Source organism: Vibrio sp. 10N.222.54.A3 (assembly GCF_041474095.1).
In the GTDB taxonomy this organism is placed as follows: Bacteria; Pseudomonadota; Gammaproteobacteria; order Enterobacterales; family Vibrionaceae; genus Vibrio; species Vibrio crassostreae_C.
On sequence record NZ_JBFRTN010000012.1, the window covers coordinates 1 to 14,279 of the forward strand.

A 14,279-nucleotide genomic window follows, 5' to 3' on the forward strand; every position below is an offset into this window, starting at 1 on the left:
GTGTTGTAGCTAAAATCTTCGCTTAATAGCATTTAGATTTTTGCACTCTCTTCATTAGAAGAGCACGCATCTGAAAAGGGGAGCTTCGGCTTCCCTTTTGTTTTTTCAAAAGAAATATTACCTTCCATCTGTCTTCTTCCCTCTCGATACAAAACCAACTTCCAATAAATTGCGATTATTTTTCCAACACTACTTGCATACTAAAGTGTGATCTGTATAATGCATCGCACTGGCTAACGCTGGTTGTGAACCAATGAGCACTGAGGAGTAGGTCTTACCTAGTAATGTATACTCAGCTTATGTTCGCGGTTAATAAAAATAGTAAACTTCTTGTTTACTTCAAAAGTTAACTGACAATGCGTCCTAATTTTGGGTGCTACGGTTTCACATAAATCAATCGGCATTCTCTCGTTTTATCGGGTTTGAGTGGCGATATTGTTTGTGTAATTTTTAATAATTGGAGCTCTGTCTCATGCAGAACCAACGTATTCGTATCCGCCTTAAAGCGTTTGATTACAAGCTAATCGATGCTTCAACTGCGGAAATCGTTGAAACAGCAAAACGTACTGGCGCACAGGTTCGTGGTCCTATTCCACTTCCTACTCGTAAAGAGCGTTTCACTGTTCTTACCTCTCCACACGTCAACAAAGATGCACGTGATCAGTACGAAATCCGTACTCACAAGCGTTTGATCGACATCGTTGAGCCAACAGATAAAACTGTTGATGCTCTAATGCGTCTTGATCTTGCAGCTGGCGTTGATGTTCAAATCAGCCTAGGTTAAGGGAGATAAGAATAATGATTGGTCTAGTCGGACGTAAAGTGGGTATGACCCGCGTATTTACTGAAGAAGGCGTTTCTATCCCAGTAACTGTTGTTGAGGTTGAAGCGAACCGTATTTCTCAAGTTAAAACTCTTGAGACAGACGGCTACGCAGCAATCCAAGTAACTACTGGTGCTAAGAAAGCTAACCGTGTAACTAAACCTGAAGCTGGTCACTTCGCGAAAGCGGGTGTAGAAGCAGGTCGCGGTCTTTGGGAATTCCGTTTAGAAAACGGCGAAGAGTTTGAAGTTGGCGCTGAGCTAAACGTAGAACTTTTCAACGAAATTAAAAAAGTAGACGTTACTGGTACATCTAAAGGTAAAGGCTTCCAAGGCGCTATCAAGCGTTGGAACTTCTCTACTCAAGATATGACTCACGGTAACTCTTTGTCTCACCGCGCACCGGGTTCAATTGGCCAATGTCAAACTCCAGGCCGCGTGTTTAAAGGCAAGAAAATGGCAGGTCACATGGGTGCTGAGCGTGTAACGACTCAAAACCTAGAGATCGTACGTGTTGACGCTGAGCGCAATCTACTCCTTATTAAAGGTGCAGTACCGGGCTCAACAGGCGGAAACGTGATCGTAAAACCTGCTGTTAAAGCATAACGTCTAGGAGTAAGTAATGGAATTGATGGTTAAAGGTGCTGATGCACTAACTGTTTCCGAGACTACTTTCGGACGTGACTTCAACGAAGCTCTTGTACACCAAGTAGTTGTTGCATATGCAGCAGGTGCTCGTCAAGGTACTCGTGCTCAAAAGACTCGTTCTGAAGTATCTGGCGGTGGCGCTAAGCCATGGCGTCAAAAAGGTACTGGCCGCGCACGTGCTGGTACAATTCGTAGCCCAATCTGGCGTACAGGTGGTGTTACTTTTGCTGCGAAACCACAAGATCACAGCCAAAAAGTAAACAAAAAAATGTACCGCGGTGCTATGAAGAGCATTCTTTCTGAGCTAGTTCGTCAAGAGCGTTTAATCGTTGTTGATAACTTCTCTGTAGAAGCACCAAAAACAAAAGAACTTGTAGCTAAGCTTAAAGAGCTTGAGCTAAGCGACGTTCTGATTGTGACTGGCGAAGTAGATGAAAATCTATTCTTAGCTGCTCGTAACCTATACAAAGTAGATGCACGTGATGTTGCTGGTGTTGATCCAGTATCACTAATCGCTTTCGACAAGGTTCTAATGACTGCTGACGCAGTTAAGCAAGTTGAGGAGATGCTAGCATGATCACTGAAGAGCGTATCTTAAAAGTTCTACGTGCTCCGCACATCTCTGAAAAAGCAACTATGGCAGCTGAGAAAGCGAACACTATCGTTTTCAAAGTAGCTAAAGATGCAACTAAGAAAGAGATCAAAGCAGCTGTAGAAAAGCTATTTGAAGTTGAAGTTAAGTCTGTAAATACTCTTGTATTAAAGGGTAAGACCAAACGTCAAGGTATGCGTGAAGGCCGTCGTTCAGACGTTAAGAAAGCCTACGTTACTTTGAAAGAAGGTCAAGATCTTGACTTCGTTGGCGGCGCGGAATAACAGGAGTAGTAAAAATGGCTATTGTTAAATGTAAGCCGACTTCCCCTGGTCGTCGTCACGTCGTTAAAGTTGTTAACGCTGACCTACACAAGGGTAAGCCATACGCACCACTTCTAGAGAAAAACTCTAAGAACGGTGGTCGTAACAACAACGGTCGTATTACAGTACGTCACATCGGTGGTGGTCATAAGCACCATTACCGTGTAATTGACTTCAAACGTACTAAAGATGGCATCCCAGCGAAAGTTGAGCGTCTAGAATACGATCCAAACCGTAGTGCTAACATCGCTCTAGTTCTGTACGCAGACGGTGAGCGTCGTTACATCATTGCACCTAAAGGTGTTAACGCAGGCGACCAGATTCAATCTGGCGTAGATGCTGCAATCAAAGCAGGTAACACTCTGCCGATGCGCAACATCCCAGTAGGTTCTACTGTACACTGTGTTGAACTTAAGCCTGGTAAAGGTGCTCAACTAGCTCGTTCGGCTGGTGCTTATGCTCAAATCATCGCTCGCGATGGTGCATACGTAACTATCCGTCTACGTTCTGGTGAGATGCGCAAAGTTCTTTCTGAAGGTCGTGCAACGATCGGTGAAGTTGGTAACTCTGAGCATATGCTACGTGAACTTGGTAAAGCTGGTGCTTCACGCTGGCGCGGCGTACGTCCAACCGTACGTGGTGTAGTAATGAACCCGGTGGATCACCCACATGGTGGTGGTGAAGGCCGCACATCTGGTGGTCGTCACCCAGTTTCTCCTTGGGGCGTTCCTACTAAGGGCTTCAAGACTCGTAAGAACAAGCGCACTGACAAGTACATCGTACGTCGTCGCACTAAATAATTTATAAAGAGGAATCGCCATGCCACGTTCTCTCAAGAAAGGTCCTTTTATTGACCTACACTTGCTGAAGAAGGTAGAGAAAGCGGTGGAAAGCGGAGACAAAAAGCCTATTAAGACTTGGTCCCGTCGCTCAATGATCATCCCAACAATGATTGGTTTGACCATCGCTGTCCATAATGGTCGTCAGCACGTTCCAGTTTTCGTTACCGAAGAAATGATCGGTCACAAACTGGGCGAATTTGCACCAACTCGTACTTATCGCGGTCATGCTGCAGATAAGAAAGCTAAGAAGAAATAAGGAGTAGATGATGGAAGCTTTAGCTAAACATAACTTTGCTCGTATTTCTCCACAGAAAGCTCGCTTAGTTGCAGACCAAATTCGCGGTAAGTCGGTAGACCAAGCTCTAGAAATTCTAACTTTCAGCAACAAAAAAGCTGCTGTATTAGTTAAGAAGGTTCTTGAGTCAGCTATCGCTAACGCGGAACATAACGAAGGTGCAGATATCGACGATCTAAATGTCGCTAAAATCTTCGTAGATGAGGGCCCTATCATGAAGCGTATTATGCCTCGTGCTAAAGGTCGTGCGGATCGTATCTTGAAGCGTTCAAGCCACATCACTATTGTTGTAGCAGATCGCTAAAGACTAGGAGAGTAAGCAATGGGTCAGAAAGTACATCCTAATGGTATTCGTCTTGGCATCGTTAAGCCTTGGAATGCTACATGGTTTGCTAATACCAACGAATTCGCTGACAACCTAGACGGCGACTTCAAGGTACGTCAGTTCCTTACAAAGGAACTACAAAAAGCATCATTATCTCGTATCGTTATCGAGCGTCCAGCTAAGAGCATCCGTGTGACTATTCACACTGCTCGTCCTGGCGTTGTTATCGGTAAGAAAGGTGAAGACGTAGAGAAGCTACGCGCAGCTGTAGCTAAAATCGCAGGTGTACCAGCGCAAATTAACATCGCTGAAGTACGTAAGCCTGAGCTAGATGGTCAGCTTGTAGCTGATAGCATCGCGTCTCAACTAGAGCGTCGTGTTATGTTCCGTCGTGCAATGAAGCGTGCGGTACAAAATGCTATGCGTCTAGGCGCTAAAGGCATCAAAGTACAAGTAGGCGGCCGTCTTGGCGGTGCTGAAATCGCACGTTCTGAGTGGTACCGTGAAGGCCGTGTGCCTCTACACACTCTACGTGCAGACATTGATTACGCAACTTCTTCGGCTCACACTCAATACGGTGTGATCGGCATTAAAGTTTGGATCTTCAAAGGTGAGATTCTAGGCGGTATGCCAGCTGCTAACGCAGTAGAGCCAAAAGGCGATAAGCCTAAGAAGCAGCGTAAAGGCCGTAAGTAAGGAGTCGAACGATGCTACAACCAAAACGTACTAAGTTCCGCAAGGTTATGACTGGTCGTAACCGTGGTCTAGCTAAAGGTACTGAAGTAAGCTTCGGCGAATTCGGTCTTAAAGCTGTTGGCCGTGGTCGTCTGACTGCACGTCAAATCGAAGCGGCACGTCGTGCTATGACACGTCACATTAAGCGTCAAGGTCAAATCTGGATCCGTGTTTTCCCAGACAAACCGATTACTGAAAAGCCTCTTGAAGTTCGTCAAGGTAAAGGTAAAGGTTCAGTTGCGTACTGGGTTGCTCAAATCCAACCAGGCAAAGTTATGTACGAGATGAATGGCGTACCTGAAGAGTTGGCACGTGAAGCGTTCCGCCTAGCGGCACGTAAACTGCCTGTTAAAACTACTTTTGTAACTAAGCAGGTGATGTGATGAAAGCACAAGATCTACGCGAAAAGAACGTTGAAGAGCTTAACGCTGAGCTATTGAATTTGCTACGTGAACAGTTCAACTTGCGCATGCAAGCTGCAACTGGTCAACTTCAGCAAACTCATACTCTAAAAGCTGTACGCCGTGACATCGCACGTGTGAAAACTGTTTTGACTGAAAAGGCAGGCGCATAATGAGCGAAACTAACCGCATCCAGCAAGGCCGTGTAGTAAGTGACAAGATGGACAAGTCTATCGTTGTTGCTATTGAACGTACTGTAAAACACCCGATTTACGGCAAGTTCATCAAACGCACGACTAAAGTACACGCACACGACGAAGACAACACTTGTGGCCTAGGCGACAAAGTTGAAATCGCTGAGTGTCGTCCTCTGTCTAAGACTAAGTCTTGGACATTGGTTAAAGTTCTAGAAAAAGCGAAGATTTAATCTTTGTAATTCTATAACTTATAAGCGGCTCCAAATTATTTTTTGGAGCCGCTTGTTTTTTGTCTACCCAATTTAAAAAAAGGGTGGTACAATTCGCGTCCCTTTTAAAGAGGCAGCCCGACCCGAGAGGGTCTAGTTTTAATATTTAGCGGAGCACTAACAATGATCCAGATGCAAAGTACACTTGACGCAGCAGATAACTCTGGCGCGCGCAAGGTAATGTGTATTAAGGTTCTGGGTGGCTCTCACCGCCGTTATGCACATATCGGTGACGTCATCAAGGTTACAGTGAAGGAAGCGATTCCTCGCGGTAAAGTAAAGAAAGGTGATGTTCTGAAGGCGGTAGTAGTGCGCACCCGTAAAGGCGTTCGTCGCCCAGACGGTTCTGTCATTCGCTTCGACAGTAATGCTTGTGTATTGTTAAATGACACTACTGAGCAACCAGTCGGCACACGTATCTTTGGTCCTGTGACTCGTGAACTTCGTAACGCGAAATTCATGAAGATTGTATCACTAGCACCTGAAGTTCTGTAAGGAGCGGCAATATGGCAGCTAAAATCCGTCGTAATGACGAAGTAATCATTCTTGCTGGTAAAGATAAAGGCAAGAAAGGTAAAGTAACTAAGGTTCTGACAACTGGTAAAGTTATCGTTGAAGGCATCAACCTTGTTAAGAAACACCAAAAGCCGGTTCCGGCTCTAGGTCAACAAGGTGGCATCGTTGAACAAGAAGCAGCTATTGATGCTTCTAACGTTGCTGTTTTTAACGCGGCTACTGGTAAAGCAGACCGTATCGGTTTCCGTATCGAAGATGGCAAGAAAGTTCGTTTCTTCAAATCTAACGGCGAAACTGTTTCTAACTAATTAGAAGTAATTTGGAGTTCTACTATGGCGAAACTGCATGATTACTACAAGTCGTCTGTAGTCGCTGAGCTTACCAAAGAGTTCAGCTACACAAGCGTCATGCAAGTCCCTAGGATTGAGAAAATCACCCTAAATATGGGCGTTGGTGAAGCAATCAACGATAAGAAACTGCTAGAAAACGCAGCAGCTGATATGGCAACGATCTCTGGTCAAAAGCCACTTATCACTAAAGCGCGTAAATCTGTAGCTGGTTTCAAAATTCGTGAAGGCTACCCAATTGGTTGTAAAGTAACCTTGCGTGGTGAGCGCATGTGGGAATTTTTAGAGCGTTTAATCTCTATCGCACTTCCACGTGTACGTGATTTCCGTGGTGTTAGCGCTAAGTCTTTTGACGGTCGCGGTAACTACAGCATGGGCGTTCGCGAGCAAATCATCTTTCCGGAAATCGACTACGATAAAGTCGATCGTGTCCGCGGTCTTGATATCACTATCACGACTTCTGCGGGTTCCGATGAGGAAGGCCGAGCTCTGCTGGCTGCCTTTAACTTCCCATTCCGTAAGTAAGGGTAGGGTTACTGTTATGGCTAAACAATCAATGAAAGCACGTGAAGCTAAACGTGCAAAACTAGTAGCTAAGTTCGCTGAAAAGCGTTCTGCGCTAAAAGTTATCATTAGCGATGTAAACGCATCTGAAGAAGATCGTTGGAATGCGGTTCTTAAACTGCAATCTCTTCCACGTGATTCAAGTGCATCACGTCAGCGCAACCGTTGCAACCAAACTGGTCGTCCACACGGTTACCTACGTAAATTCGGTCTAAGCCGCATTAAGGTTCGTGAAGCTTGCATGAAAGGCGAGATTCCGGGTCTTCGTAAGGCTAGCTGGTAATTGCCACTTAATCATTTGGAGTAAATCTTATGAGCATGCAAGATCCGATTTCGGATATGCTGACCCGAGTTCGTAACGGTCAGGCAGCAAACAAAGTTGCTGTAAAAATGCCTTCTTCAAAGCTTAAAGTTGCAATTGCTGCATTACTTAAAGCTGAAGGTTACATCGTAGACTTCGCTGTTAACAGCGAAGCAAAACCTGAGCTAGAAGTTACTCTTAAGTACTTCCAAGCTAAACCTGTAATCGAGCAAATCAAGCGTGTATCACGTCCTGGTCTAAGAGTTTATAAAAATAAAGACTCTTTACCTACAGTGATGGGTGGTCTTGGTATTGCAGTTGTTTCTACTTCCAAGGGTCTGATGTCTGACCGTGCTGCTCGTAAAGCAGGTCTTGGCGGTGAAATCATCTGTTACGTAGCTTAAGGAGTAGATTATGTCTCGTGTTGCTAAAGCACCTGTCGCTATTCCAGCTGGCGTAGAGGTGAAACTAAACGGCCAAGAAGTTACTGTAAAAGGTAGCAAAGGTGAGCTTACTCGCGTTCTTAACAGCGCCGTAGTTATTGCACAGGAAGAAACCAACCTAACTTTCGGTCCGAAAGAAGGTGTTACTAACGCATGGGCACAAGCTGGTACAGCTCGCGCTCTAGTTAATAACATGGTTGTGGGTGTTACTGAGGGCTTCACTAAGAAGCTAACTCTTAAGGGTGTTGGTTACCGTGCTGCTATGAAAGGCAACTCTGTAGCTCTAACTCTTGGTTTTTCTCACCCAGTAGAGCACGCTCTACCTGAAGGTATTAAAGCTGAGTGCCCTAGCCAAACTGAGATCATCATTACTGGTTGCGATAAGCAAGTAGTAGGTCAAGTTGCGGCTGACATTCGTTCTTACCGTGCTCCTGAGCCTTACAAAGGCAAAGGTGTTCGTTACGCAGATGAAAATGTGCGTACTAAAGAAGCTAAGAAGAAGTAAGGTATCACTATGGATAAGAAAGCATCTCGCATCCGTCGTGCTACACGTGCACGTCGTAAGATTGCAGAACTTGGTGCAACTCGCCTGGTAGTACACCGTACTCCTCGCCATGTTTACGCACAAGTTATCGCGGCAAACGGCTCTGAGGTTATCGCAGCTGCTTCTACTGTAGAAAAAGCGATCCGTGAGCAAGTTAAGAACACTGGTAACGTTGATGCAGCTAAAGCAGTTGGTAAAGCTGTTGCTGAGCGCGCTCTTGAAAAAGGCGTAGCTTCAGTTGCATTTGATCGTTCTGGTTTCCAATACCACGGTCGAGTAGCGGCGCTAGCAGAATCTGCTCGCGAAGCTGGTCTGAAATTCTAAGGTAGGGTTGGAAGATGGCTAAAGAACAACAACAAGCTAATGATTTGCAAGAAAAGCTGATCGCAGTTAACCGTGTATCTAAGACGGTTAAAGGTGGTCGAATCATGAGCTTTACTGCACTAACAGTAGTTGGTGACGGTAACGGTCGCGTAGGTTTCGGTTACGGCAAAGCTCGTGAAGTACCTGCTGCGATTCAAAAAGCAATGGAAAAAGCGCGCCGTAACATGGTTACAGTATCGCTTAACGAAGGCACTCTTCACCACCCGGTGAAAGGTCGTCATTCGGGCTCTAAAGTTTACATGCAGCCAGCTGCAGAAGGTACAGGTGTTATTGCCGGCGGTGCAATGCGTGCTGTACTTGAAGTTGCGGGCGTACATAACGTACTTTCTAAAGCATACGGTTCAACGAACCCGATCAACATCGTTCGTGCAACGATTGGTGCTCTAGTAGACGTTAAGTCACCAGAAATGGTTGCTGCTAAACGTGGTCTAACTGTTGAATCTATTTCGGAGTAAGCACACGATGGCAACTATTAAAGTAACTCAAACTAAAAGCTCAATTGGTCGCCTACCTAAGCACAAAGCGTGTCTTAAAGGTCTAGGTCTTCGTCGCATCAACCATACAGTAGAACTTGAAGATACACCGTGCGTACGCGGTATGATCAACAAGGTTTACTACATGGTTAAGATTGAGGAGTAATCAGAATGCGTTTGAATACTCTATCACCGGCTGCTGGCTCTAAACCTTCTAAGAAGCGTGTAGGTCGTGGTATCGGTTCTGGCCTTGGTAAAACAGGTGGCCGCGGTCACAAAGGTCAAAAGTCACGTTCTGGCGGCTCTGTTCGTCCAGGTTTTGAAGGCGGTCAAATGCCTCTAAAACAACGTCTACCTAAATTCGGTTTCACTTCTCGTAAGAGCCTAGTGTCTGCTGAAGTTCGTCTAGCTGAGCTAGCGAAAGTAACAGGTGACGTAGTTGATCTTAACAGCCTTAAAGCTGCTAACGTTATCACTAAGAACATCGAGTTTGTTAAGATCGTTCTTTCTGGTGACCTAAGCAAAGCTGTGACTGTTAAAGGTCTACGCGTGACTAAAGGCGCTAAAGCTGCAATCGAAGCTGCAGGCGGTAAAATCGAGGAATAATCTCGAGGAACGAGGTACAGATGGCTAAGAAACCAGGACAAGATTTTCGTAGTGCTCAGAGCGGCTTAAGTGAACTAAAGTCGCGCTTATTATTCGTAATTGGTGCACTTTTAGTATTCCGAGCCGGCTCTTTTGTGCCGATCCCTGGTATTGACGCAGCTGTACTTGCCGATTTGTTCGATCAGCAAAAAGGTACCATCGTAGAAATGTTTAACATGTTCTCCGGTGGTGCTCTTGAGCGTGCATCTATATTAGCATTGGGTATCATGCCGTACATTTCGGCATCGATCGTAGTCCAATTGCTAACTGTAGTTCATCCAGCGTTAGCGGAACTCAAGAAAGAGGGTGAAGCAGGCCGTCGTAAGATAAGCCAATATACACGCTACGGCACGCTTGTACTTGCAACATTCCAAGCTATTGGTATCGCAACAGGCTTACCAAACATGGTCGACAATCTGGTTGTTATCAACCAAACCATGTTTACGCTTATTGCTACCGTGAGTTTAGTAACTGGTACCATGTTCTTAATGTGGTTAGGTGAACAAATCACTGAGCGAGGAATCGGTAATGGTATTTCCATTCTGATTTTTGCAGGTATTGTTGCTGGATTGCCTTCTGCAATCGGTCAAACAATCGAGCAAGCGCGTCAAGGTGAATTGCATGTGCTTCTTCTGCTGTTGATTGCTGTATTGTCTTTTGCTGTTATTTACTTCGTAGTTTTCATGGAACGTGGTCAACGTCGTATCGTCGTTAACTATGCGAAACGTCAACAAGGTCGTAAAGTTTTTGCAGCACAAAGCTCTCACTTGCCTCTTAAGATTAATATGGCAGGTGTTATTCCAGCGATTTTCGCATCAAGTATTATTTTGTTCCCAGGAACATTAGCGCAGTGGTTTGGTCAAAATGGTGAAAGCAGCGCGTTCGGTTGGTTAACTGACGTGTCATTAGCTCTTAGCCCAGGTCAACCTTTGTATGTAATGCTTTATGCAGCAGCTATAATCTTCTTCTGTTTCTTCTATACAGCGTTGGTGTTTAACCCACGTGAAACAGCTGATAACTTGAAGAAGTCTGGTGCATTCGTACCCGGTATCCGCCCAGGTGAGCAGACAGCGAAATATATCGATAAAGTGATGACTAGACTAACCCTTGCGGGCGCTCTATACATTACTTTTATATGTCTGATTCCTGAGTTCATGATGGTCGCGTGGAACGTTCGTTTCTACTTTGGCGGCACATCACTACTAATCGTAGTGGTAGTTATCATGGATTTCATGGCACAGGTACAGACTCATCTGATGTCACAACAGTATGATTCTGTGTTAAAGAAAGCGAATCTGAAGGGTTACGGCCGTTAATTCGGTGGTAACAATTTCGATTCCATTTACGGAGTTTAGCAATGAAAGTTCGTGCTTCCGTTAAAAAAATCTGCCGTAACTGTAAAGTTATCAAGCGTAACGGTGTCGTTCGCGTGATTTGCAGTGAGCCAAAGCATAAGCAACGCCAAGGCTAATTAGCAGAAATTTTTACTTGAAATACAAGGTAGAGTCGAGTATATTCCTCGGCCTACCTTTTGCGTGCAAAAGAAGTAGTATGCCGCAGCGTATCCATAACGGGCTTTGCTGCGGATAATTCTTTTATGAACCCCTTAGGAGTGAATAATGGCCCGTATAGCCGGCATTAACATTCCTGATCATAAGCATTCTGTAATTGCACTTACTGCAATCTACGGTATCGGTAAAACTCGCTCTCAAGCTATTCTAGCTGAAGTGGGTATTGCTGAAGATGCTAAGATCAGTGAACTAACTGAAGAGCAGATCGATCAACTGCGTGATGGTGTAGCTAAGTACACTGTAGAAGGTGATCTACGTCGTGAAGTATCGATGAACATCAAGCGTCTTATGGACCTTGGCTGTTACCGCGGTCTTCGTCATCGTCGCAGTCTACCACTACGTGGACAGCGTACTAAAACCAACGCTCGCACCCGTAAGGGTCCGCGCAAGCCGATCAAGAAATAGTCGGATAAGGTAGAGTACAATGGCAAAACAACCAACTCGCGCGCGTAAGCGCGTACGCAAGCAAGTAGCTGATGGCGTAGCGCACATTCATGCTTCTTTCAACAACACAATCGTAACTATCACTGACCGTCAAGGCAACGCTCTTGCATGGGCTACAGCAGGTGGTTCAGGTTTCCGTGGTTCTCGTAAATCTACTCCGTTCGCAGCACAAGTTGCAGCTGAGCGTTGTGGTGAAATGGCTAAAGAATATGGCCTAAAGAACTTGGAAGTTATGGTTAAGGGTCCAGGTCCAGGTCGCGAATCTACTGTTCGTGCACTGAACGCTGCTGGTTTCCGTATCACTAACATTGTTGATGCGACACCAATCCCTCATAACGGTTGTCGTCCACCTAAGAAACGTCGCGTTTAAGTTTCGTTTCTAGGAATATTGGAGAAAGATCATGGCAAGATATTTGGGTCCTAAGCTTAAGCTTAGCCGTCGCGAAGGTACTGACTTATTCCTTAAGTCTGGTGTCCGTGCGATCGATACCAAGTGTAAAATTGATAACGCACCAGGTGTACACGGCGCTCGTCGCGGTCGTCTATCTGAGTATGGCGTTCAGCTTCGTGAGAAGCAAAAAGTTCGTCGTATCTACGGCGTTCTAGAAAAACAATTCCGCAACTACTACAAAGAAGCTGCACGTCTTAAAGGCAACACAGGTGCAAACCTGCTTCAGCTTCTTGAAGGTCGTCTTGATAACGTAGTTTACCGTATGGGCTTTGGCGCCACTCGTGCTGAATCTCGTCAACTAGTTAGCCACAAGTCTATTCTAGTTAACGGTAAAGTTGTAAACGTTCCTTCTTTCAAAGTAGCGGCAAACGACGTTGTTTCTATCCGCGAGAAAGCTAAACAGCAATCTCGTATTAAAGCGGCTCTAGAAGTTGCTGAACAACGTGAAAAGCCAACTTGGATTGAAGTAGATGCTGGCAAAATGGAAGGTACATTCAAGCGTATGCCTGAGCGTTCTGACCTATCAGCTGACATCAATGAACACTTGATCGTCGAACTTTACTCTAAGTAAGGTTAAAAAAAGAGAGGACACAATGCAGGGTTCTGTAACAGAATTTCTTAAGCCGCGTCTTGTTGACATTGAACAGATCAATACGACACACGCGAAAGTAACTCTTGAGCCATTAGAGCGCGGTTTCGGCCACACTCTAGGTAATGCTCTTCGCCGCATTCTTCTATCTTCTATGCCGGGTTGTGCCGTGACAGAAGTTGAAATTGAAGGTGTGCTACACGAATACAGCACTAAAGAAGGCGTTCAGGAAGATATCCTGGAAATCCTTCTAAACCTTAAAGGTTTGGCTGTACGCGTTGCTGAAGGCAAAGATGAAGTGTTTATTACACTGAACAAATCAGGCTCAGGCCCTGTTGTTGCAGGTGACATCACCCACGATGGTGATGTAGAGATCGCTAACCCTGAGCACGTAATTTGTCACCTAACGGATGACAACGCTGAGATCGCTATGCGTATCAAAGTAGAACGTGGTCGTGGTTACGTTCCAGCTTCAGCTCGTATCCATACTGAAGAAGATGAGCGTCCTATCGGTCGTCTACTAGTTGACGCTACTTACAGCCCGGTTGATAAAATCGCTTACGCTGTAGAAGCGGCACGTGTAGAACAACGTACTGATTTAGACAAGCTTGTTATCGATATGGAGACGAACGGTACTCTAGAACCTGAGGAAGCAATCCGTCGTGCAGCTACTATTTTAGCTGAACAACTGGATGCGTTCGTAGATCTTCGTGATGTACGTGTACCTGAGGAGAAGGAAGAGAAGCCAGAATTCGATCCTATCCTACTACGTCCTGTAGACGATCTTGAACTAACAGTTCGCTCTGCTAACTGTTTGAAAGCAGAAGCGATTCACTACATCGGTGATCTTGTACAGCGCACTGAGGTTGAGCTACTTAAAACGCCAAACCTTGGTAAGAAATCTCTTACAGAGATTAAAGATGTGCTTGCTTCACGTGGTCTTTCTCTAGGCATGCGTCTAGAAAACTGGCCACCAGCGTCAATCGCTGAAGATTAATCGAAAAGTTAGAAGGATTAGGTCATGCGCCATCGTAAAAGTGGTCGTCAACTCAACCGCAACAGCAGTCATCGCAAAGCGATGTTCAGCAACATGGCTAGCTCTCTTGTTCGTCACGAAGTTATTAAAACTACCGTGCCTAAAGCAAAAGAACTACGTCGCGTAATTGAGCCATTGATTACCCTAGCTAAGACAGACAGTGTTGCTAACCGTCGTCTTGCATTTGCTCGCACTCGTGATAACGAAGTTGTGGCAAAACTATTTAATGAACTAGGCCCGCGTTTCGCGGCTCGCCAAGGTGGTTACACTCGCATTCTTAAATGTGGTTTCCGTACTGGTGATAAAGCTCCAATGGCTTACATTGAGCTTGTAGACCGCCCAGCTGCTGAAGAAGCTGCTGAGTAATCTATACTAGATTCTTAATACAAAAGCCGAGCATTAGCTCGGCTTTTTTGTGTCTGTAGAACAAGGAATAGACAATAGAAATTGCACCATGATGTTTGGCATTTTTTGCTTGTCTTGTCTGCGCCATTTTTCAAAAATATCTCGTATCTCGTATCT

The 14,279-nt window shown here is 45.2% G+C and carries 28 protein-coding genes; all 28 read left to right on the plus strand.

The genetic code is table 11. The annotated features are described in order from the left end of the window. Positions 1-472: 472 nt before the first annotated feature. Positions 473-784 carry a 30S ribosomal protein S10 gene (gene rpsJ, locus AB4507_RS03150; RefSeq protein ID WP_004736761.1) on the plus strand — a complete coding sequence of 104 codons (312 nt, stop codon included), beginning with the start codon at positions 473-475 and terminating at the stop codon, positions 782-784. A 14-nt stretch (positions 785-798) separates the two neighbouring features. Continuing rightward, entirely contained in the window at positions 799-1,428 is a 630-nt protein-coding gene (gene rplC / locus AB4507_RS03155) for a 50S ribosomal protein L3 (protein WP_004736763.1), read from the plus strand. A 16-nt stretch (positions 1,429-1,444) separates the two neighbouring features. Continuing rightward, a complete protein-coding gene (rplD, locus tag AB4507_RS03160) occupies positions 1,445-2,047 on the plus strand; it encodes a 50S ribosomal protein L4 (RefSeq protein WP_004738803.1) in 603 nt (200 codons plus the stop codon). Then, entirely contained in the window at positions 2,044-2,346 is a 303-nt protein-coding gene (rplW, locus tag AB4507_RS03165; RefSeq protein ID WP_004736765.1) for a 50S ribosomal protein L23, read from the plus strand. Before rplD ends, rplW begins: the two co-directional genes overlap by 4 nt. Before the next feature lie 14 nt (positions 2,347-2,360). Then, positions 2,361-3,185: a 50S ribosomal protein L2 gene (gene rplB, locus AB4507_RS03170; protein WP_010435149.1), complete on the plus strand. Its 825-nt coding sequence runs from the start codon at positions 2,361-2,363 to the stop codon at positions 3,183-3,185. 19 nt (positions 3,186-3,204) lie between these two features. Beyond that, the gene (gene rpsS, locus AB4507_RS03175) at positions 3,205-3,483 is read left to right on the plus strand and encodes a 30S ribosomal protein S19 (protein WP_004736729.1); all 279 of its coding nucleotides are present in this window, start codon (positions 3,205-3,207) and stop codon (positions 3,481-3,483) included. A gap of 10 nt (positions 3,484-3,493) precedes the next feature. Beyond that, entirely contained in the window at positions 3,494-3,826 is a 333-nt protein-coding gene (rplV, locus tag AB4507_RS03180; protein ID WP_004736732.1) for a 50S ribosomal protein L22, read from the plus strand. Positions 3,827-3,844: 18 nt separating this feature from the next. Further along, positions 3,845-4,543, plus strand: coding sequence for a 30S ribosomal protein S3 (gene rpsC, locus AB4507_RS03185; RefSeq protein ID WP_004736734.1), 699 nt, complete (start codon positions 3,845-3,847; stop codon positions 4,541-4,543). An 11-nt stretch (positions 4,544-4,554) separates the two neighbouring features. Further along, positions 4,555-4,965, plus strand: coding sequence for a 50S ribosomal protein L16 (rplP, locus tag AB4507_RS03190; protein WP_004736736.1), 411 nt, complete (start codon positions 4,555-4,557; stop codon positions 4,963-4,965). Beyond that, positions 4,965-5,156: a 50S ribosomal protein L29 gene (gene rpmC, locus AB4507_RS03195; RefSeq protein ID WP_004736737.1), complete on the plus strand. Its 192-nt coding sequence runs from the start codon at positions 4,965-4,967 to the stop codon at positions 5,154-5,156. The genes rplP and rpmC overlap by 1 nt, the downstream gene beginning before the upstream one ends. Further along, a complete protein-coding gene (gene rpsQ / locus AB4507_RS03200; protein ID WP_004736739.1) occupies positions 5,156-5,410 on the plus strand; it encodes a 30S ribosomal protein S17 in 255 nt (84 codons plus the stop codon). Before rpmC ends, rpsQ begins: the two co-directional genes overlap by 1 nt. Before the next feature lie 162 nt (positions 5,411-5,572). Further along, positions 5,573-5,944: a 50S ribosomal protein L14 gene (gene rplN / locus AB4507_RS03205; protein ID WP_004736740.1), complete on the plus strand. Its 372-nt coding sequence runs from the start codon at positions 5,573-5,575 to the stop codon at positions 5,942-5,944. An 11-nt stretch (positions 5,945-5,955) separates the two neighbouring features. Continuing rightward, complete coding sequence (gene rplX, locus AB4507_RS03210; protein ID WP_004738792.1) at positions 5,956-6,273, plus strand: 50S ribosomal protein L24; 318 nt, start codon at positions 5,956-5,958, stop codon at positions 6,271-6,273. A 24-nt stretch (positions 6,274-6,297) separates the two neighbouring features. After that, positions 6,298-6,837 carry a 50S ribosomal protein L5 gene (gene rplE / locus AB4507_RS03215; RefSeq protein ID WP_004738790.1) on the plus strand — a complete coding sequence of 180 codons (540 nt, stop codon included), beginning with the start codon at positions 6,298-6,300 and terminating at the stop codon, positions 6,835-6,837. Positions 6,838-6,853: 16 nt separating this feature from the next. Next, positions 6,854-7,159: a 30S ribosomal protein S14 gene (rpsN, locus tag AB4507_RS03220; protein WP_004738789.1), complete on the plus strand. Its 306-nt coding sequence runs from the start codon at positions 6,854-6,856 to the stop codon at positions 7,157-7,159. Between the two features lie 29 nt (positions 7,160-7,188). Beyond that, positions 7,189-7,581, plus strand: coding sequence for a 30S ribosomal protein S8 (gene rpsH / locus AB4507_RS03225; protein ID WP_017061309.1), 393 nt, complete (start codon positions 7,189-7,191; stop codon positions 7,579-7,581). Between the two features lie 10 nt (positions 7,582-7,591). After that, positions 7,592-8,125 carry a 50S ribosomal protein L6 gene (gene rplF / locus AB4507_RS03230; RefSeq protein ID WP_017063712.1) on the plus strand — a complete coding sequence of 178 codons (534 nt, stop codon included), beginning with the start codon at positions 7,592-7,594 and terminating at the stop codon, positions 8,123-8,125. 9 nt (positions 8,126-8,134) lie between these two features. Beyond that, complete coding sequence (rplR, locus tag AB4507_RS03235) at positions 8,135-8,488, plus strand: 50S ribosomal protein L18 (RefSeq protein ID WP_004738784.1); 354 nt, start codon at positions 8,135-8,137, stop codon at positions 8,486-8,488. Positions 8,489-8,502: 14 nt separating this feature from the next. Beyond that, the gene (rpsE, locus tag AB4507_RS03240) at positions 8,503-9,003 is read left to right on the plus strand and encodes a 30S ribosomal protein S5 (RefSeq protein ID WP_017061307.1); all 501 of its coding nucleotides are present in this window, start codon (positions 8,503-8,505) and stop codon (positions 9,001-9,003) included. A 7-nt stretch (positions 9,004-9,010) separates the two neighbouring features. Beyond that, positions 9,011-9,187, plus strand: coding sequence for a 50S ribosomal protein L30 (rpmD, locus tag AB4507_RS03245; protein ID WP_004736756.1), 177 nt, complete (start codon positions 9,011-9,013; stop codon positions 9,185-9,187). A 5-nt stretch (positions 9,188-9,192) separates the two neighbouring features. Next, the gene (gene rplO, locus AB4507_RS03250; protein WP_004736758.1) at positions 9,193-9,627 is read left to right on the plus strand and encodes a 50S ribosomal protein L15; all 435 of its coding nucleotides are present in this window, start codon (positions 9,193-9,195) and stop codon (positions 9,625-9,627) included. Positions 9,628-9,647: 20 nt separating this feature from the next. Continuing rightward, entirely contained in the window at positions 9,648-10,982 is a 1,335-nt protein-coding gene (gene secY / locus AB4507_RS03255) for a preprotein translocase subunit SecY (RefSeq protein ID WP_004738781.1), read from the plus strand. A 41-nt stretch (positions 10,983-11,023) separates the two neighbouring features. Beyond that, positions 11,024-11,137 carry a 50S ribosomal protein L36 gene (rpmJ, locus tag AB4507_RS03260; protein WP_000868186.1) on the plus strand — a complete coding sequence of 38 codons (114 nt, stop codon included), beginning with the start codon at positions 11,024-11,026 and terminating at the stop codon, positions 11,135-11,137. A 148-nt stretch (positions 11,138-11,285) separates the two neighbouring features. Then, a complete protein-coding gene (gene rpsM / locus AB4507_RS03265) occupies positions 11,286-11,642 on the plus strand; it encodes a 30S ribosomal protein S13 (protein ID WP_004738779.1) in 357 nt (118 codons plus the stop codon). Between the two features lie 19 nt (positions 11,643-11,661). Next, positions 11,662-12,051, plus strand: a complete 390-nt coding sequence (gene rpsK, locus AB4507_RS03270; RefSeq protein ID WP_004738778.1) for a 30S ribosomal protein S11 — start codon at positions 11,662-11,664, stop codon at positions 12,049-12,051. Positions 12,052-12,082: 31 nt separating this feature from the next. Further along, entirely contained in the window at positions 12,083-12,703 is a 621-nt protein-coding gene (gene rpsD, locus AB4507_RS03275) for a 30S ribosomal protein S4 (protein ID WP_004738777.1), read from the plus strand. Positions 12,704-12,725: 22 nt separating this feature from the next. Further along, positions 12,726-13,718, plus strand: a complete 993-nt coding sequence (locus tag AB4507_RS03280; protein ID WP_004729813.1) for a DNA-directed RNA polymerase subunit alpha — start codon at positions 12,726-12,728, stop codon at positions 13,716-13,718. Positions 13,719-13,742: 24 nt separating this feature from the next. Continuing rightward, positions 13,743-14,123: a 50S ribosomal protein L17 gene (gene rplQ, locus AB4507_RS03285; protein WP_004729812.1), complete on the plus strand. Its 381-nt coding sequence runs from the start codon at positions 13,743-13,745 to the stop codon at positions 14,121-14,123. Positions 14,124-14,279 lie beyond the last annotated feature (156 nt).